Source organism: Alteromonas sp. 5E99-2, assembly GCF_017368475.1.
In the GTDB taxonomy this organism is placed as follows: Bacteria; Pseudomonadota; Gammaproteobacteria; order Enterobacterales; family Alteromonadaceae; genus Alteromonas_F.
In genome coordinates, this window is the sequence record NZ_JAFNJE010000010.1 from 1 (window position 1) to 20,251 (window position 20,251).

At 41.3% G+C, this 20,251-nt stretch carries 16 protein-coding genes; 3 read left to right on the forward strand and 13 right to left on the reverse strand.

What is annotated here, in order from left to right:
* Positions 1–194: 194 nt before the first annotated feature.
* The 8 genes from J3L16_RS11045 to malQ all read right to left on the reverse strand — a co-directional run bounded on the left by J3L16_RS11045 (position 195) and on the right by malQ (position 11,346).
* The gene (locus J3L16_RS11045) at positions 195–497 is read right to left on the reverse strand and encodes a hypothetical protein (protein ID WP_207613040.1); all 303 of its coding nucleotides are present in this window, start codon (positions 495–497) and stop codon (positions 195–197) included.
* Between the two features lie 349 nt (positions 498–846).
* Positions 847–1,716, reverse strand: coding sequence for a PhzF family phenazine biosynthesis protein (locus J3L16_RS11050; protein ID WP_207613041.1), 870 nt, complete (start codon positions 1,714–1,716; stop codon positions 847–849).
* Positions 1,717–2,266: 550 nt separating this feature from the next.
* Positions 2,267–2,815, reverse strand: coding sequence for a TlpA disulfide reductase family protein (locus tag J3L16_RS11055; RefSeq protein WP_207613042.1), 549 nt, complete (start codon positions 2,813–2,815; stop codon positions 2,267–2,269).
* Between the two features lie 81 nt (positions 2,816–2,896).
* Complete coding sequence (msrB, locus tag J3L16_RS11060; RefSeq protein ID WP_207613043.1) at positions 2,897–3,277, reverse strand: peptide-methionine (R)-S-oxide reductase MsrB; 381 nt, start codon at positions 3,275–3,277, stop codon at positions 2,897–2,899.
* Positions 3,278–3,307: 30 nt separating this feature from the next.
* Positions 3,308–4,852 (reverse strand): NADP-dependent phosphogluconate dehydrogenase, encoded by a 1,545-nt coding sequence (gene gndA, locus J3L16_RS11065; RefSeq protein WP_207613044.1) that lies wholly within the window; start codon positions 4,850–4,852, stop codon positions 3,308–3,310.
* A 39-nt stretch (positions 4,853–4,891) separates the two neighbouring features.
* Complete coding sequence (glgX, locus tag J3L16_RS11070) at positions 4,892–6,946, reverse strand: glycogen debranching protein GlgX (RefSeq protein ID WP_207613045.1); 2,055 nt, start codon at positions 6,944–6,946, stop codon at positions 4,892–4,894.
* Between the two features lie 4 nt (positions 6,947–6,950).
* Entirely contained in the window at positions 6,951–9,137 is a 2,187-nt protein-coding gene (glgB, locus tag J3L16_RS11075) for a 1,4-alpha-glucan branching protein GlgB (protein WP_207613046.1), read from the reverse strand.
* Positions 9,138–9,153: 16 nt separating this feature from the next.
* Entirely contained in the window at positions 9,154–11,346 is a 2,193-nt protein-coding gene (gene malQ, locus J3L16_RS11080; RefSeq protein ID WP_207613047.1) for a 4-alpha-glucanotransferase, read from the reverse strand.
* A 215-nt stretch (positions 11,347–11,561) separates the two neighbouring features.
* Between malQ and gap the strand changes: the two genes are divergently transcribed.
* Both gap and J3L16_RS11090 read left to right on the forward strand, forming a co-directional pair.
* Positions 11,562–12,557: a type I glyceraldehyde-3-phosphate dehydrogenase gene (gene gap, locus J3L16_RS11085; RefSeq protein ID WP_207613048.1), complete on the forward strand. Its 996-nt coding sequence runs from the start codon at positions 11,562–11,564 to the stop codon at positions 12,555–12,557.
* Between the two features lie 104 nt (positions 12,558–12,661).
* Entirely contained in the window at positions 12,662–13,507 is an 846-nt protein-coding gene (locus J3L16_RS11090) for a D-hexose-6-phosphate mutarotase (RefSeq protein ID WP_207613049.1), read from the forward strand.
* Positions 13,508–13,537: 30 nt separating this feature from the next.
* Here the strand turns inward: J3L16_RS11090 and J3L16_RS11095 are convergent, their stop codons facing one another.
* Genes J3L16_RS11095 through zwf form a run of 5 tightly spaced genes read right to left on the reverse strand, consistent with a single transcriptional unit; the run spans position 13,538 to position 19,151 of the window.
* Positions 13,538–14,185: a bifunctional 4-hydroxy-2-oxoglutarate aldolase/2-dehydro-3-deoxy-phosphogluconate aldolase gene (locus tag J3L16_RS11095; protein ID WP_207613050.1), complete on the reverse strand. Its 648-nt coding sequence runs from the start codon at positions 14,183–14,185 to the stop codon at positions 13,538–13,540.
* Positions 14,178–15,143 (reverse strand): glucokinase, encoded by a 966-nt coding sequence (gene glk, locus J3L16_RS11100; protein ID WP_207613051.1) that lies wholly within the window; start codon positions 15,141–15,143, stop codon positions 14,178–14,180. The genes J3L16_RS11095 and glk overlap by 8 nt, the downstream gene beginning before the upstream one ends.
* Positions 15,140–16,969: a phosphogluconate dehydratase gene (gene edd, locus J3L16_RS11105; protein ID WP_207613052.1), complete on the reverse strand. Its 1,830-nt coding sequence runs from the start codon at positions 16,967–16,969 to the stop codon at positions 15,140–15,142. Before edd ends, glk begins: the two co-directional genes overlap by 4 nt.
* An 11-nt stretch (positions 16,970–16,980) precedes the next feature.
* Positions 16,981–17,670, reverse strand: coding sequence for a 6-phosphogluconolactonase (gene pgl / locus J3L16_RS11110; protein WP_207613053.1), 690 nt, complete (start codon positions 17,668–17,670; stop codon positions 16,981–16,983).
* Positions 17,670–19,151, reverse strand: coding sequence for a glucose-6-phosphate dehydrogenase (gene zwf / locus J3L16_RS11115; RefSeq protein WP_207613054.1), 1,482 nt, complete (start codon positions 19,149–19,151; stop codon positions 17,670–17,672). Before zwf ends, pgl begins: the two co-directional genes overlap by 1 nt.
* Positions 19,152–19,343: 192 nt before the next feature.
* On the opposite strand from zwf, the gene J3L16_RS11120 reads away from it, so the two are divergent.
* Positions 19,344–20,192, forward strand: coding sequence for a MurR/RpiR family transcriptional regulator (locus J3L16_RS11120; RefSeq protein WP_207613055.1), 849 nt, complete (start codon positions 19,344–19,346; stop codon positions 20,190–20,192).
* The last annotated feature ends 59 nt before the right edge of the window (positions 20,193–20,251 follow it).

Below are 20,251 nucleotides of genomic sequence, written 5' to 3' on the forward strand. Positions count from 1 at the left end.
AGGGCGATAGCGTAACAAAGCTAATAAACGCCGAATGTAGAGCTGCTGTCAGATCTTCTTGTTATCCAAAAAGCAATTGCTTGACAAAGGGGAGTACATGTAGCCCCAATAAGGGGCTACAAATTGTTTGCCAAAATAGCGAGGCACGAGCACGGCCAGCTGTTTTTAGTCCTTTGTAATGACTTGTTATGTTTTTAATAACTACAAGACCACGTGTAATGTCCAGAAGGTAAATCTAAGCTAGCGTAATGGTTAGGCTTTAGCCAAACAGTTGCCTTCCACAGACCTGTGGCAGTTTGAGTTACGCCGCATTGAATCATATTATTTGTCGTGTTCAGGAAGCGAATCATAGTCCCATTTGCATAAACTCCTGCGGCACCGGGACCGTGATTAGAAAAATAAACAGGCACACCATTCGCAAATAATTGTGCATAAGTAAAAAAACTAAATGAAGTTAAAGAGATTACTATAAAAATCAAAGATATATTTTTTTTCATGCTAAATTCCCTTATTGTTGAATAATAATATTAATTGAATTTTTTAATGTACTATAAAAATTCAACACGCATTTAGGTATTTATTAGATTACCGATTGCCTAAAAATTAATCAACACCTTTGAGTTACTCTGATACAAAAACAAAGTTAATCAATCTAAGTTTGAAAAAGCAGCACTGCAAAAGAACTGGATACATTAATTACAACTAAGGAAAATTTTACAAGAGATTTAATTTACACAAACATAACGCCTTGCTCAGCGGAAAAATACGAGCGCGAGCGAGTAGTTTTTCCGATGCAGCAACTTGTTAGAGGGACTTCTATCATCTAAATTTTTATAAACCCTTCACTTACCATCTTGCAAGTTCCAGCAACCCATACGTCGATAATCCCATTTGTATGTTTTTTGTTCGAGCATCAAGCACACTGGGTCGATTCATCTCAACACCTTGGGCAATACGCCAGTTAGCTTCTCCTTGTGTATCTATTTTATAGTGACTTAGCATTGCAACGAGGGCACAGTTGGCACTACCAGTTGCGGGATCTTCGGGCACATTGTCTTGTGGAGCAAACATACGAGCACGGATGTCAAACTCATCATCTGAGCGAATATAAACCAGAATATCAGGTCTAATCCCTTTCGAATTAATTTCATCTATCGCAGGTATATAAGAACGAGCACTTTCCAAAACCGTTCGATTTTTGAGTTCCACAATAATAAAGGGTAAACCTACAGAGGCTACAACAGGCTGGTGTATTTTTGTAACTATATCTTCAGGTTCCAGCGAAAGTGCTGAGGCGATCAAATCTATTGACACAGACTTTCCTATAGATAATGATTCAGGTGCTTTAAGTTCACACCAGATACCTGAACTAGTTTTACGAATCGTGATTGGGACTTGGCCTGCTTTTTCCTCAAAAACAATACTTAGTTCTCCATCAATACTACCAAGTTCTCCTATTTTGGCTAATGTAAACGCAGTTCCAATATTAGGATGACCGGCAAAGGGAACTTCGTGCGTAGGTGTGAATATACGAACGTTTTTACTGCATCCATTTTTACTCGGAAAAACGAATGTGCTCTCAGAGTAATTAAATTCTCTAGCGATTTTCTGCATTTGTTTACTCGACAGACCTTCTGCGTTTGGTAAAACTGCAAGTGGATTACCACCAAAGCGCACATCTGTAAAAACATCACATGTATAAAATTTATATTTCATAGTTAGATTTTAAGCCCTCTAACAGCCTGTTAATGAAACAATAATTAGTAGGTTTACCTTATTGACAGGCAAGCTAGTTTTAATTGATTGCAAGTAACTGATAAACATAATATTAAAATAATCCCTTGCTCTAATATTTATTTAAAAAGGTAAATTACCTTTTTTATTTTATTATGAAGTCTTAAAGACCACGATTTCATGGATGAAGAAAAACAATGTAAAAAATCTAAGCTGTACAAGATATTTCATTCTGAATGAAGGTGCATGAGCGCCATCAATCAAACCATAACGTCTTACCTAAACTAGATTTAATATTTCATATTTTATTGTGATACACAACGTCTAGCGTCACTTAAAACGGCGCACATTTCTAAATTGATTATTTAAACAGGAGGCAAAAGATATGAACAAGCCATTCCCCACTTTAACCGTTTTAGGTTAAATAAACAGTTGAGACGCTTTTACATAATACTAAAAAGTTAAAGTTTGAAAGTTTGAAAGTTTGAAAGTTTGAAAGTTATAGAGCTAACACTCTAAATTTGAATCTGTATTATGATTTATTCGCTAAGTAGCTTTTTAGCTTAAGGCCCCACTCTGTACTGTATCCCATAGAACGGCCAATGATCTTTTGTTCTTCGTCAATAAGGTAATAAGACGGATAACCAGGAACCTTAAAGTGGTGTTTTAAATTATTGCTACCTAATAAAACCGGCCCTTCAGCTCGGGTTTCTTCAACGAAATCAATTACCGCTTGCGATGAGCTGTAATCTACCGCAACTCTAACAATGTTAATTTTGTCTTTGTCTAATTCGTTTAAATTTCCAATACTGGTTTTACACACCACGCACCATGGCGCGAAGAAATACAATAAGGTGGGCTTGTCAAATTCTGCGGGTTCAAATAATTTGTGCTGCTCGTCGTCCAAACCAGGCAACACAATAGTATCGACTTGTACCGTGCCATCGGCTTTTAACATATCTTTAGTTTGCCACGCACTAATACCAAAAAATATCACTAGCACAACTGCAATATCTCTCACCCAACTCGTTAGGGCGCATTTATACCAAGGCGTTGATGCAGGTTGGGTGTTGTTTGTCATGTTCAGAAAAAGTCGTTTTTATATTACCTTAGAAGACCGTGACATTTTGTTAGAAATTTCACTCTTCTAAGTGAATAATATTTAATCTGGCTGAAAATCTAAAGAGACTGAATTCACACAGTAACGCTGCCCTGTAGGTGCGGGGCCGTCAGGAAACACATGGCCTAAATGGGCATCGCAGTGTTTGCACACAATTTCTACTCGTTTCATTCCGTGGCTAACATCTTCACGGTACTCCACGTTATTATTGTCACTTTGTGCAAAAAACGAAGGCCACCCGCAACCGGCGTCAAACTTTGTACTCGATTCAAATAAGTTCGCGCCGCAGCAGATGCAAACGTATTGACCGTCTCTGGTTTCGTTTAACCACTTGCCAGTAAAAGGCCTTTCCGTTCCTTTTTGTCGAGTAACGCTGTAAGTTTGCGCATCGAGGCTATCTTTCCACTTATCATCGTTACTCATTGTTTTTCCTATCACCTACTGTCGATTTAGTTATTTCTTGATACAAACCATTGGTCGGTTTGGTTCACTCCACTGCACGTGGTATTTATTCCCCGCGCGCTCGTCATTACGTTCGAACGTATGCGCGCCAAAAAAGTCTCTTTGTCCTTGCAATAAATTAGCTGGCAGCACTTCAGTGCGATATGCGTCGTAATAAGAAATTGCAGATGTCATAGCTGGGCATGGAATACCAGCAAGTACCGATTTAGACACAGCTGTACGCCAATCACTTTGGTATTGAGTAATTTGTTCAGCGAAGAAAGGGTCAACCAATAGGTTAGTTAATTTATCGTTGTTCTCATAGGCTTGAGTAATCGATTGTAAAAACACAGCTCGGATAATACATCCCGCACGCCAAATTTTAGCGATTTCAGCAAACTCTAGGTTCCAACCATGTTCTTTACCTGCAATAGCCATTAGCTGGAAGCCTTGAGCGTAAGCACATATTTTAGAACAATAAAGAGCATGTTTAAGCTGCTCAATCCACTCAGCTTTCTCTTGTTCAGATAAGGCCATTTTTTCTGGCCCTTCTAAAATTGCACTGGCTGCAGAGCGTTCTTCTTTAAAACTGGAAATGCTGCGGGCAAAAACCGCTTGAGTGATAGTTTGAGCAGGACTCCCCACCTGCAACGCACTAACGGCTGTCCATAACCCAGTGCCTTTCTGCCCTGCTTTATCCATAATAACATCGACAATAGGTTGGTTACTTTGCTCATCAATCTCATCAAGTACTTCAGCACTGATTTCAATAAGGTAACTATTCAGTTCCCCTTCATTCCATTCTCTGAACACTTTTGCAATTTCAGGGGGTGTCATATCCAGCGCTTCGCGCATTACGTGATAGGTTTCGCAAATAAGTTGCATATCGGCATACTCAATGCCGTTGTGAACCATTTTCACATAGTGACCTGCACCAATAGGGCCGATATAGGTAGCGCAAGGCTCACCTTCAGTAACAGGTTTGCCCGGCGTAAATGACTCGATAGGCTTGCCTGTTTTTGCGTCAACTTTTGCTGAAGCTGCATGCCAAACGGGCTCGATACGAGTCCATGCATAAGGATTACCTGACGGCATAAGAGACGGTCCAAATCTCGCGCCGACTTCCCCACCAGAAACCGCGGTAGAAAAGAAAATAAACTTACCTTTATATTTGGCTTCTCGTTCAACAGAGTCAGTCCACAAACTATTTCCGGTATCAACCACGATATCGTCAGCATCAATTCCTGCATCAATAAGGTGTGAACAAACGTGATCAACAGGCTCACCTGCTGGAACAGAAAGAATAATAAGATGAGGTGCGGCAAGCTTTTTCAATAATTCAGTAAAAGACTGACAAGGAACCACCCTAGCTGGTTGGTCGCCTCGCTCTTTTTTGTCTTGTTCAACAATGTCATCAACACGGTCTTGATCTAAATCAAAACACGCTATTTTATACCCGTTATCCGCTAAATTTAGCGTTAGGTTTTTACCCATAACTCCTAAACCAATGAAGCCAATATCGCAAAGCGTGTCTGTGTTAGGTACTGCTGAAGACATAGTTAAACTCAATAAAAAATTTTACTAATAATAGCATCCTCAGTTGGGGTTTGTTAACGACTGTTCAAAGGAAAATAATGTCAGTGACCGCGCTTCTTGTAAAAATGCGTAGCGAATGCAGATATCTGGCGTACTTTCCAACCTGTCGTGTCGCGTGTCCAAACGTAAACGCCACCCCGATTTAAACGCTTCTTTAGGTAAGGTAAAACGCAAATCTGATTGGCCACCATTGATGCACAGTAACCAGCGCTCTCTTTTTTGTTGAGTTTCACCAGCCATGTTAGACCCAATAATTTCTATAGCAAAACCATTGGAATCATTTTGATGCCAATCTTTAGTCGCTTTCTCTGCACCATCAGCTTTGTACCACTTTATTGCTTCAATGTTGTTACTGTGGTGAAAGGTATCGTCGAGCAAATGAATGTCGCCTAACAACGCACTTTCTTGCCGCAGTGATATTATTTTTTGACAAAAGGCTAAGAAGTTTTCTTTTTTTGATGTCATCGACCAGTCTAACCAACTGATCTCATTATCTTGGCAATAGGCATTGTTATTCCCTTTTTGCGTTCGACTTAGTTCATCTCCCGCAACAAAGTGAGGCGTCCCCTGAGATAAAAGTAACGACGCAAACACATTGCGTTTTTGTTTTTCTCGTAACTTCACAATAGCAAGGTTCTCAGTTTCGCCTTCAACGCCATAGTTATTCGATAAATTGTGATTATGTCCATCTCTATTGTCTTCGCCATTGTCGACATTGTGTTTGTCGTTATAAGTCACTAAATCATGCAAGGTAAAGCCATCGTGATACGTAATACAATTTACTGACGAGTAGTTTGGTCTATGGGCTTTGGAAAAAATATCTCGCGACCCCATAAGTCGAGTGGCTAACTCACCAACTAAACCGTGATCACCGCGCCAAAACGCTCTCAGGGTATCTCTATATCGATCGTTGACTTCTAACCAAGGATAAGGAAAAGCCCCTAGTTGATAACCATTGGGCCCCATGTCCCAAGGCTCGGCAATTAACACGGTGTGCTTTAGCGAAGGGTCTTGTAAAATAGCCTTCATTAAGCCAGATAAACGGTTGAAATCATGATGCTCTCTACCCAATCCCGGCGCTAAATCGAACCTAAAACCGTCAACGCCAATATCGTCAACCCAATAACGTAACGCATCCAAAATATAACTAAACATGAAAGGATGCGCGGTATTAACCGTATTACCGCAGCCAGAGTAATTGGCGTAATATGACTGCCCGGCTTTATCTTGAGTATGTAAATAAACCTCTTTGCCAAACAAGCCTCTTAAGCATAAATCGATCCCATCGTCGCTGCCTTCTGCGGTGTGGTTAAACACCACGTCAATAATGACTTCTATGCCAGCCTCATGATAAGTATCAATCATGGTTTTTATTTCAGTTAGTGCATTGTCTTTTGCATAGCGAGGCTCTGGAGCCATATAGCTAACAGGGTTATAGCCCCAGTAATTTGTCATGCCCTTATTGGTGATATAAGGCTCTGGCATAAAGGCAAACACAGGCATAAATTGAACCGTGGTAACCCCAAGAGATTTGATATGAGCAACAATATCGGGATGTGATGCTCCCAAATAAGTTCCTCGATGATTCGAATCCACATTTGGATGACATTGACTCAGCCCTTTCACATGGGCTTCGTAAATAATACGTTCACTGTGGTTTATCTTTGGCTTAGCTGTGCGAGGCTCAGGTGCTGAGGCGGTGACAATGGCTTTGGGTACTGAAAACCTATTGCTCTCGTTGTGCTGCTTTGCATCAAAATGAATTGGAGCATCTAATAATTTGGCATAGGGGTCAATCAACAAGGGAGTATCGGATGTGGCGTTATCGGCCTGACCGGCCCGAACGCAATAATGCTGTCCGGTTTTCAGCTCTTCAATACAGCCATGCCAAATTGTTCCTGTTTTCGCTGGTAACATAACCGGCGTCATAGTGCCGTCGTCATCAAACAAACAAATTTCGATATAGGAAGCAACATCAGACGCTATAGCGAAATTAACGCCTTGGTCTGTTACAGAAGCGCCTAAAGGGTATGGCGTGCCAAAAGTGATATTCATAATATTACTCTCTCTCGATTAGCCAATACTGAGCTGACAAAGGGGGAATATCAATATTTATAGCATGGGGCTGACCATGCATAGGTTCGTTTAACGATAACGCCTCTTGTTTAAACGGAAAACCGCTCCCCCAATAGTCTTTGCCATCTGTGTTTAAAATACACCGATACGAACCTGCGTCTTTAACACCGAATTTAAAGTCAGTACGAGGTAACGGTGTGAAATTCACTATGACATAAAGGCTTTGTTTACCTAACCTATCATGTCGCGCAAAAGATAAAATGGATTGTTCTGCGTTATCGTGATCAACCCAATGAAAGCCGCCGGCTTCATGGTCCCATTGATACAAAGCGGGATAACGTACATAAAGTGTATTTAAGTCTCTATACAAAGACTGAATTCCTTTATGTTTTGGATACGCTAACAGCCCCCAATCAAGCTCGCCATCGTGATCCCATTCCTTTCCCTGCCCCAACTCATTGCCCATGAAGTTAAGCTTCTTACCTGGGTGACCAAACATAAACCCAGTGTAAGCCCTAAGGTTTGCCGCTTGCTGCCATTCATCGCCGGGCATTTTATTTAATAAACTGCCTTTACCATGAACGACTTCATCGTGGGATATAGGCAAAATGAAATTCTCATCATAGGCATAAACCATGCTAAATGTAATTTCACCGTGATGATATTTACGGTGTGCCGGTTCTTTTTGTATGTATCCCAAGGAATCATTCATCCATCCCATATTCCATTTAAAGCCAAATCCTAAACCACCAGAAAAAACAGGACTAGACACCTTAGGAAAAGAGGTAGATTCCTCGGCAATAGTGATGGCACCGGGATACTGCCGATACACTTCAGCATTCATCCATTGCAGTAAACTAATGGCTTCATAATTGTGATTCCCGCCATCCACATTCGGTACCCATTCCCCTTCTTCACGGGAATAATCGAGATACAGCATAGACGCAACGGCATCAACCCTTAACCCGTCAATGTGATAGTGCTCGCACCACATAAGCGCACTGGCTACCAGAAATTGACGTACAGTATCTTTACCGAAATCATAGATACAACTATTCCAATCTGGGTGCCAGCCCTTCCTGGCATCTTCATATTCGTATACACAACGTCCGTCAAACCTAGCTAAACCATGAGGATCTTCTGGGAAATGAGCAGGAACCCAATCGATAATCACCCCCACATTATTTTGATGGCAGTAATCAACGAAATATTTAAAGTCATCAGGACTGCCAAAGCGACTCGTGGGCGCAAACATTCCCACCGGCTGATAGCCCCAAGAACCATCAAACGGGTATTCACTTACCGGCATTAACTCGACATGAGTAAATTGCATATCTTTTACATAAGACACCAATTTATGGGCAATATCGCGATAGGATAAAAACTTGTCACTGCTGTTTTTGGGTTTCATCCACGAGCCTAGATGTACTTCGTATATGCTCATAGGCGATTGATAAGGATTTGTTTGCTTTCTTTGCGTCAACCAGTGTTCGTCGTCCCATTGATAACGACTGTGATCAAAAACAATAGAGGCATGAGATGGATATTGTTCGGCGCAAAAACCAAGAGGGTCGGCTTTGTGGGGTAGCACTTCTCCCTGCGGATTTTTCAATTCGTACTTATATCGCGCTCCGGGGGCTACCTGAGGAAGAACAATAATCCAAAAACCTAATTCGGTTTTTTGCATCGGATGGCAACGACCGTCCCATTGGTTAAAGTCACCAATAACAGACACGCTAGACGCATTCGGCGCATACACAACAAAACGCGTCGCCTGTATACCATAGGTTTCACAAAGTGTAATTTGCTGCGCACCACCTTGGCGGTATAAGTTTTCAGCGGCATGATCAATAAAGTGAACACCGTGATAGGCCTGTTCGGTAAATTGATAAGGGTCGAAAAAGTCATACTCTCTCCCCTCTTCTGTTACTTTCAATTTATACAAAGAGGCTTCACTTAGTGCGTCTACAGGCCCTTCGAAAAGTCCCGATTTAGTCACTCGCGCCAATTCAACGCCCTTACAAAGCTCATCGTTTTCACTCACGACCTTAACCGATATCGCGCTGGGTAAATACGCCCTTATCCAAACCACATCGTCTACAAGATAACGCCCTAGTATTGAAAAAGGGTTAGTACACCTTGCCTGTTCGAGCTGCTGGTTAATGAGCATATTTACTCCATTCCTATTATTGACGAACGTGAGTTATGTTTTTAGCCAGAGTTTGTACAAATGAAGAGGCAAATAACTCTTCGATATCTACAGACAACTTCCTGCGCCAGTTAGGGTATTCTTTAAATGTGCCGGGAACATTGACCGGTTTATCCATATGTAACCAATCCTCCAATTGAAAACTGAGCAAGCGACTTGATCCTGCGGCCAGGTGCTTATGTAGCCCAACATTTAACGCTTCGGACATTCCCGTCACATTAACATCGTTATTGACGTCTTGCCCCACAGAGCCATGACCATGGAGCGTATCTAAAATAGATTGCTTGTTGCTATGCCTTTGCGCGTATAAATTCTGCAATACATTCTCGTCTGGGTATAACCCCAGTGATTTACCCATTTCTAAATCTAAACAATGCCAAAACCCTATCAGGGTTGGCATATCATGGGTTGTCAGTGTTGCCATTGACTGTTCAGGATAATGAGAAGGAGAAAAGAAGCCGCCATCATCAGCTTGTTCAAAAAAGAAAACGCGATAAGAATAGATGCCACTCGCGCTGAGCTTTTCTCGTATTTCGTCAGGTACAGTGCCTAAATCTTCACCAATAATCAAACTTTCATTACGGTGGCTTTCCAATGCCAATATAGCTAATAAATCATCCACAGGATAATACACATAACCACCTTCAGTAGCATTGTCACCCTTGGGGACCCACCACAGTCGCAACAACGCCATAACATGGTCAATACGCAAGGCGCCACTGAATTGCATATTACTGGAAAACAAATCAATAATAGGTTGATAGCCCTGCTCATATAACCTTTGCGGGTGCATTGGCGGTAATCCCCAATCTTGCCCTAAAGGCCCAAGCACATCAGGTGGCGCGCCAATACTGCCATCGGTACAATATAAATCTCGATTGCCCCACACCTCAGCCGAACCTTCGCTAACCCCTACTGCCAAGTCTCGATATAAGCCGATACTCATCCCTGCATTCACGGCTGAGTCTTGAGCCATCTCTAACTGGGATTGAGCTTGCCACTGAAGAAATTGATAGAATTCAATTTCGCTTTTATGGTTGTTTATAAATTCACGTACGGCGGAACTATCACATTCGGCTAAATCGTTGGGAAACCCATGCCAACTCGTGCAGTTTTTATCTTTTTCATGGTAATAATCAACAAGAGCATCGTAGCTCACTTGGGTTTCTAAACTTTTCCCACCTTTTTCGACAAACCTGTCGAATTTAGCTTTTTCTGTAGGTTGGTTACAAAAAACATCGGATTTATAGTAATTAAATAACGTTTTTAATATCGGTAGTTTAAGTGCAGCCACACCAGCATAATCAATATATTCAGATTCTTTTAGCCGCGTTAGCTCATTTTGAAAACTCGGTTGACTAAAGATATCTTGCACCTCAGCACAATGAAACCCTGTTACTTGGGTAACGTCTAAATACAGGTAATTTATCCAGCGACGAGATGAAGGGCCATAAGGGCTACAACTTTCTGGCAAAGAAGGAAACAAGGTGTGAATAGGGTTCAAACCAATAAAATCCACACCTAACTTTGCGGCACTTTCTACTAGTAAAACTAAATCACCAAAATCACCCATGCCCCAATTGCTTTGACTTCTCAGACTGTACAATTGAACGCTGAAACCCCATGGTTTCTTTCCTTCGCTAATCATGTCCGGCGTAAAGCATCTTTCAGGAGCCATAATCACTTTCGATGAAGCTAACTCACCATTAAAATTCACATCAAGAGTATGGTAGCCCAGCCCCACTTGCTTTTGCACTTCGTCACTTAATGTAATCAAATACCTGTGAATTTCTATATCACCACTTTGATTAACATCAACCAGCAGGCCATCGATAGGAACAAAATCAAATGCTATGGTCTTACTTTCTTCTGTTGTTAATGTGCCGGTTAACTCGCTGGTAGCATCATTAATAGGTAGGGTTACAACAAACGAAAATGGTTCATTGTTCTTCAGTACTAACGTTGGTTGTAGGAGTGATGTCCATGTGTTTTCATAACTAAATGCAAGCATGTCATCGACAGCCTCGCCATCGGAAACATCCACGCCCATCATGTTCAATAGCTTTGCTTGACTGGACTCACTCACTTGAGATGGCTGTCCCCATGCATCAAGGTAAGAGGTTTCTATTCCGTATAAATCGACAAGTGCGTTTAAATCAATTTTGTCCATCCCATTTTCCTTCTAAGCGTTACCCAATAGAAAGTATTTCAGCGACTATAACTAGACTAGCACTCTTACACCCGGTGTCGAGCTCCTATGTTATTGATGTAAAGTTAATCAATTCTGTAACTTTTTAACAAAATAGCAGCATTGTTTTGATTAACGCCCGTTTTTCATTCATACTTTACGTAATTAAATTTCATTTTTCATGTTAAAGGTACCTCATGACAATTCGAGTTGGAATTAATGGCTTTGGCCGTATTGGACGTTTAGTTTTTCGCGCTGCAGAATTACGCGATGACATAGAAGTTGTAGCAGTTAACGACTTACTTGATGCTGACTACATTGCTTACATGTTGAAGTATGACTCAACACACGGTCAATTTGACGGTAGCATTAGTGTAGAAAGTGGTAACTTAGTGGTTAATGGCCGCACAGTTAGAATAACGTCAGAAAAAGATCCTTCACAATTGGCATGGGGTGATGTTGATGTAGATGTTGTTGTTGAATCAACCGGTCTTTTCTTAACGAAAGAAACTGCACAGCTTCACCTAGATGCAGGTGCGAAAAAAGTTGTAATGTCAGCGCCTTCTAAAGATGACACACCTATGTTCGTAATGGGTGTTAACAACGAAACTTATGCAGGACAAACCATTGTTTCTAATGCATCGTGCACAACTAACTGCCTAGCGCCATTAGCGAAAGTAATTAATGACGAGTTTGGTATTGTTGACGGTCTAATGACAACTGTTCACGCTTCAACTGCAACGCAAAAAGTTGTTGATGCACCTTCAATGAAAGACTGGCGTGGTGGACGTGGTGCTAGCCAAAACATCATCCCATCATCTACTGGTGCTGCAAAAGCTGTAGGTAAAGTTATTCCTGCGCTAAACGGTAAATTAACGGGCATGGCGTTCCGCGTTCCAACAACCAATGTATCTGTTGTTGATTTAACAGTTAACCTAAGCAAGCCAGCTTCTTATGCTGACATTTGTGCAGCAATCAAAACAGCCTCTGAAGGGTCTTTAAAAGGCATTCTTGGTTACACTGAAGATGCAGTTGTTTCTCAAGATTTCATTGGCGAAGCGAAAACAAGTATTTTTGATGCAACAGCAGGTATTGCATTAACAGATACCTTTGTGAAATTAGTAAGCTGGTACGACAACGAATGGGGCTATTCAAGTAAAGTACTTGACTTAGTTGCTCATATCTCAAAGTAAAAGTTTAACTTTTTATAATAAAAGGTGCGAAATATCTCGCACCTTTTTTGTATCTGCTGCACTATAAATCTACACTCTATTTTTTCGGTATTGGTTATTCTTGTATGGATATTTCACCTTCAATTTCTACATCAAAACGAGGCGCATTAGATGTTCTTGTTGTCAGTAATTCATTAGGTAAAGCGGAGATCGCCTTATTTGGCGCTCATATCCTTTCGTTTATTCCATCTAAAGATAACCGAGAACGACTGTGGTTGAGTTCTGATGCCAATTTTCAGGGAGAAAAGCCTATCCGTGGAGGCATTCCATTATGCTGGCCTTGGTTTGGTAACGACAACCAGTTTGATGATGACTCCCTTCCCTCTCATGGCTTTTTAAGAACCCAGACATGGACTCTTCAATCCCACAGTGGCGACGACAAGAAAACCACATTAACACTGGTGCCGGAAACAACGCAGTTTAAACAGTTCAATGCTGATGTAGAAGTAAAGCTTATAGTGGTAGTTAGTGATACCTTAAAGGTGTCGTTAAAAACCACAAACACAAGCACACAAGCTGTGATATTCAACGGTGCTTTGCACACTTATTTTTCATTTGAAGATATTACAAGTGCTGAAATAAGCGGTATTACTGGAAACTATAAAGATAAGTTAGATAACTGGGCGAGTAAAACAACACCTGTACCTTATAAAATAATCGAAGAAACTGACCGCATTCATCTGTGCACAAGCTCAGTGACACATATTAAAAACACAACTATCACGTCAGGTATTCAGCACAGTGGCCACGACAGTATTGTGGTTTGGAATCCGTGGAAAGAAACGTCACTTTCTATGGCTGATATGAATAACGAGGGTTTTAACAATATGGTGTGTGTTGAAACGGCTTTAACACAGTGGAAAGAACTGCAACCTGAAGAAAGTCACACATTGGAACAAGTGATAAGTTAAGCGCGCGTTATACACGCGCTTAAAAATTGATTAAGCGCCTTTAGCGCCTTCCACTGCTGCTTTTGCAAGCTCAGTGATAGTTGACCAATCATTATTCGCTACTGCGTCGTCAGGAGCCAACCAAGAGCCACCAACACAACGAACATTTTTAAGTGCCAAGTAATCAAGGTAATTAGCTGGGCTAATTCCACCTGTAGGACAAAATGTAATATTAGGGAATGGACCGCCAATCGATTTAATCGCCTTAATTCCACCCGCAGCTTCTGCTGGGAAGAATTTCAAGAATTGATATCCGTGATCAGCCGCAGTCATAAGATCGGAAATTGACGCAATTCCAGGGATAAGAGGAATACTTCCAGACATGCCCGCAGAAAGAAGGTTTGAAGTTAAACCTGGGCTGATTGCAAATTTAGCACCTGCATCGGTAACACTTTTTAAGTCTTGAGCATTAGTTACGGTACCAGCACCAATAAAGGCTTCAGGCACTTCTTTTGCAATGACTTCAATTACACTTAACGCTGCTTCCGTTCTAAGTGTAACTTCTAGAACTTTAATACCACCTTCAATAAGTGCATTTGCCAACGGCACTGCTTTATTTACGTCGTTTACCACTAAAACAGGTACAACAGGTCCCGCATTGAATACTTCTTCGGGTGAAAGTTGCCAGTTATCACTCATTATCTACACTCGCTAATTGTTGGTTTAAAAAGGCATAAGCGCCTATTAGCCCATGATCAGGCTCTAAAATAATATATGTTGGTATGTGTCGAATATACTCTGCAACACACCCTTTTGCTTCAAAACACGTCCTAAACTCACTCTTTTGTATAAAGTCAGTAAAACGAGAGGCAATACCACCGCCAATGAAAACACCACCATGAGTGGCTAAATTCGCTGCAATATTACCAGCAAATGCCCCCATTACGCGACAAAAAATAGAAAGTGTTTTTAAACAGGTATCACAAGACCCATCTAACGCTGCCGTAGTAATTTGCGCTGGCGAACGCTTCTGTAATCCTAAACTCGCTTTTTCATTCAGTGCATTGTATATGTTTGTCAGGCCTTGACCTGACAACACATCTTCTGTTGAAGTTCTGCCTTTACGTGCGCTCACATAACGCCAAACATCAATTTCGTCTTCATTGGTTGGCGCAAAATCAACATGCCCCCCTTCTCCGTCTAGGGTTTTCCAGCCAGATTCAACGGCCGTTAAATGTTCTACTCCAAGTCCAGTTCCAGGTCCAAGCACCGCTATATTTGCGCCTTCAATAGGTTGTCCTTCGCCTACTTGTAAAAGTTGTTCTCCTTTTAACAAAGGCAATGAATAAGCTACAGCAGTAAAGTCATTGATGACAGACAAGTGCTCTAGTGACAATGTTTCTTGCAACGCTTTTTTAGAAAAAGCCCAAGAGTGATTCGTCATAGTCACTTGGTCTTGGTTAACCGGACACGCTATTCCTATACAACCAGACGTAAAATTCTTTTCCGGGTGCAAGCTAAAATAGTATTTAATGGCGGCTTCAATAGTGGGGTGTTCATTACATAACATTTTTAAAATGTCAGTAATTTCACCATTCACTACAGTAGCCAAACGTATATTTGTACCGCCGACATCCGCTACAAATTGAGCTGTCACTCGCTTTTCTCCAAAGGCTCAAACAAGGCACAGGCCCCTTCTTCCGCACTGGTTAAGCTTGCTCGCATATTGCCAAACATTTCTCTTCCCATGCCCACTTCATGTTTTTCCAGTGAAGGAACAACGGCTTCTCGCTGAGCTAACTCATCTTCGGGCACATGTAATACTAATTCACCCGTAGCGGTATTTAGTTCAATTAAATCCCCTTGCTGCACCTTAGCTAATAAGCCGCCTTTGTAAGCTTCTGGTGCAACATGAATCGCTGCAGGCACCTTACCAGAGGCCCCAGACATTCTGCCATCGGTTACTAATGCAACTTTAAAGCCTTTGTCTTGTAACACTCCTAGTGGAGGCGTTAAGCGATGAAGTTCTGGCATACCGATAGCGGAAGGGCCTTGGAAGCGAACAACCACAATACAGTCTTTATCCAATTCACCAGAGTTAAACGCATCGTCTAATTCAAATTGGTCTTCAAATACAACGGCTGGCGCTTTTATGTGGCATTCTGGTGTGGGTAACGCAGATGTTTTAATCACAGCTCTACCTAAATTACCACTAAGCACACTTAAGCCACCATTCGGCTTAAAAGGTGCGGCATAGGTAGAAAGAACTTCTGAGTCTAAAGATTTGGATATACCTTGTACCCAATCCAGCTCACCATCAATCAGTTTTGGCTCTCCCATGTAACGCTCAAGCCCGTCACCACACACGGTTTTCACATCATTGTGCAGACAGCCGTTATCAAGTAGCTCTTTAAACAACAAGCTCATACCACCTGCTGCAACAAAGTGGTTAATATCTGCTGAACCATTAGGATAAATACGAGTAAGCAAAGGCACGGCATCAGAGAGGTCTGAAAAATCGTCCCAATTCACTATATAACCAGCAGCTCTCGCAACGGCGATAAGGTGCATAGTGTGGTTCGTCGAACCACCAGTAGCAAGTAGCCCGACTAAGCCGTTTACAATAGACTTGGCGTCAACAATATGACCTATTGGCGTATAGTTATCACCAAGGTCGGTTAATCGCGTTGCTTGCACCGCAGCTGCTTTTGTTAACGCATCACGTAACGGTGTTCCTGGATTCACAAATGATGAGCCTGGTAAATGTAAACCCATCATTTCTACAACAAGCTGATTACTGTTTGCGGTACCATAAAACGTACAAGTACCCGCAGAGTGATACGACTGAGACTCTGCTTCAAGTAAGGCGTCTCGCCCTACTTTGCCTTCTGCGTATTCTTGTCTTACTCGTGCTTTTTCTTTATTAGGTAGCCCTGATGGCATTGGGCCAGCAGGTACAAATACCGTTGGCAAATGACCAAAAGACAACGAGCCAATTAATAAGCCAGGTACAATTTTATCGCAAATACCTAGTGCTAATGACGCATCAAACATATTATGAGATAAGCCAATGGCGGTACTCATTGCGATTACATCACGGCTCATCAAACTTAAATCCATTCCAGCATTACCTTGAGTAACGCCGTCACACATTGCCGGTACACCACCTGCAAATTGAGCCACTGAGCCTACTTCGGCTACAGCTTGTTTAATTAGTGCTGGATAGGTTTCGTAAGGTTGATGCGCAGACAACATATCATTGTATGAAGATACAATAGCAACATTAGCTTTAGTCATACTGCGTAGATCTTTCTTACCTTCTACGCCGCATGCTGCAAACCCGTGTGCTAAATTCCCACATGATAATGTTCCTCGGTGCGGTCCTTGTTTACGGGCATTGTCTATTTTACTCAAATAGGCCTGTCTTGTAGCTTTACTTCGTTCAATAATTCGGTTGGTCACATCTTGAATTTGCGATTTCATATGCTGCTCTCCTAAGGGGCCCAATAAAGCGTAACGTCGGCATTATTGACAACGGAAACAATAGGCTTAGGTTGGTTTGCATCTGCAAGAGCCTCGTGCAAAACGATTTTTTTATTCTCGCCAGTCAAGTGCAAAAAGACATTTTCAGACTGCACAATAGCACTTAACGTCAAAGACATACGCTTGTGAGGTGCTGTAGTTGGCGTTACTGCCAAGCAACTCGCTTGGTTATTAAGATCTGTGCCCTTGCTTAACTCTTCAGAACAGGGAAACAGCGATGCCGTATGACCATCTTCTCCCATACCTAAAATAGTGACAGTAAAAGGTTGAGCAACCAATTCTAGTTGTGACGCAACCGCACTTTCTTCCGAATAAGGGTTATCGCCCGCAGTTTTCAAACTTACAAACGTAGCCGATGCAGCCTTATTCACTAGTAAATGAGATTTCACTAAGTTAGCGTTACTATCGCTGTGGTCTTCATTTACCCAACGCTCATCAGCAAGGGTAATAGTCACGTTTGACCAATCAAGTTCTTGATTGCTTAAAGCGTTAAACAATCCAATAGGCGTTCTTCCGCCACTGACAACTAAACTCGCCTTCCCTTTTTGTTCAAGGGAGGTACGAAGTAGTTCTACAATACGGTTTGAAAAAGCCTGATTGAGTTTATCCGCATTATCAAAATGCAATTCTGAGAGAGACATTAGCGCTTCCCCTCATACCAACTTCTATTTTCTCTCGCCAACAAACCAATAGAAGCAACAGGTCCCCATGTACCAGCTTGATATGGCTCTGGTGGCTCGCTATCGCTGTTCCATGCTTCAAAAATAGAATCAACCCAACTCCAAGCTTGTTCTACTTCATCTCTACGTACAAATAAGGCTTGATTGCCAAGCATAACTTCAAGTAACAGTTTTTCATAAGCATCTGGAATTCTCTCGCCAGAGAAGGCTTCAGAGAAACTCAAGTTCAACTTCGATTTTTGAACGTCCATACTACCTGTACTGGTCATTCCCGGTACTTTGTTCATTAACGTAATTTCGACGCCTTCGTCTGGCTGTAAGCGAATAACTAATTTATTGGGGGGTAAGGTAGAAAAACTATCACCAAACAAATTATGAGGTTGGCGTTTAAAGTAAATAACCACTTCACTGACCTTTGTTGGCAACCGTTTGCCTGTACGCAAATAGAAAGGAACACCTGCCCATCGCCAGTTATCGATCAATACTTTAAGTGCGACAAAGGTTTCTGTGCGACTGGTTTTATTGGCATCTGGCTCTTCTAAATAACCAGGCACTTCGTTGCCTTTTACGAAGCCCGCTGTGTATTGACCTCGCACCGTCATTTCGTTTACGTTTTTACTATTGATCGGTCTCAGCGCTTTCAGTACTTTTAGTTTTTCATCCCGAATAAAGTCAGCATCTAAGGTAGTTGGGGGTTCCATAGCAACCAAAGTAAGAATTTGTAAAAGGTGGTTTTGAACCATATCTCGCATTTGGCCTGCATCGTCAAAATATCCCCAACGCCCTTCAATACCCACAGATTCTGAAACTGATATTTGCACGTGATCGATACTGTTATGATCCCAATTTGTTGCAAATATTGAGTTTGCAAAGCGCAATGCTATCAGGTTTAAAACCGTTTCTTTACCTAGATAATGATCAATTCGATAAATTTGAGATTCGTCAAAATAAGCAGCAACTTGGTCGTTAATAACACGAGAAGATTCTAAATCATGCCCAATTGGCTTTTCTAGTACAACGCGAACACTTGAATCTATTATGTTACAGGCATGTAAGCCTGAACAAATGTCGCCAAACAGCGCAGGAGGTGTTGCGAAATAACACACCATCACTTTAGATGGGTCAACATGCTCCTCTAATCCACTGTATTTAGCGGAGTCACGCATATCAATTTGAACATAACAAATACGCTTAGACATTCTATCCCAGGTATCATTGCATAAAGCTTCACCTGAAAATTTTTCAATATTTTCTTTCACTAAATCAATAAAATCATCGTTTGAATGGTCTTGCCGGGCAACGCCAACGATTTTTGTATCTTTATGTAGCAAATTGGCTTTTTCTAATTGATATAGAGAAGGAAGCAATTTTCTTCTTGATAAATCACCTAAAGCACCGAAAAGAACAAAATCACACGGCTCATACGAAGTATCTAAAACCATAACAAACTCACTTAAATGAAGAATATGAACGGGAATCTGTCACCCGCTTTTTATTTTATAAAGTTAGCACTTTGCGTTGTAAAATTACAGCTAAGCAAACAAAAAATAACAAATTGTTTCCATTTCCTGTTCAAATAGTCGAAAATGTGTTGTGAAATTACATATTAAATTAGTAAAATTTAACGCGGTAATATGAATATATTAGAAAAAATAACCCAAAACGATGACGTATTCAGTAAGTCTGAACGTAAAGTTGCCGATATTATCTTAGCGGATCCACAATCAGTTATTCATTCAAGCATTGCAACTTTAGCTAAGTTAGCAGATGTGAGCGAACCCACTGTAAATCGATTTTGCAGACGACTTGATACCAAAGGCTACCCCGATTTCAAATTGCATTTAGCGCAAAGCTTGGCAAATGGTACACCTTATGTAAATCGCCATATCGACGAGAGTGACGGTACTCAAGAATATACCAATAAAATTTTTGAATCGACAATGGCCTCTCTTGAAGTTGCTAGGCAATCTGTGGATGTTGGTACCGTTAATCGGGTCGTTGATTTGCTCACTCAAGCTAATAAAATATCGTTTTTTGGTGCAGGCGCCTCTGCCTCAGTAGCACATGACGCATTAAATAAATTTTTCCGCTTTAATGTCCCTGTAGTGTATTTTGAAGATGTATTAATGCAACGCATGTCTTGTATGAACTGCACGGATCACGATGTCATTGTACTTATTTCTCATACAGGTCGAACGAAAAGTACAGTAGAACTTGCTAAATTAGCACGTTCTAACGATGCAGTTGTTGTTGGAATTACTTCAGCAGATAGTCCGCTTGCGCACGAGTGTAACTATGTTCTTTCGTTAGAAGTTCCTGAAGATACGGACCTTTACATGCCTATGGCATCTAGGATTGCGCAATTAACACTAATAGACGTACTTGCGACAGGGTTCACTCTGAGACGAGGAAATCGATTTAGAGAAAACCTCAAAAGAGTAAAGGATACATTACGCGGTTCACGTTTTGATAAAAAAAGCTAGTATTAATAAACTGGTTGGACTGCATAGATTTGTGGCTTTATGACATTCACATTCTAGTA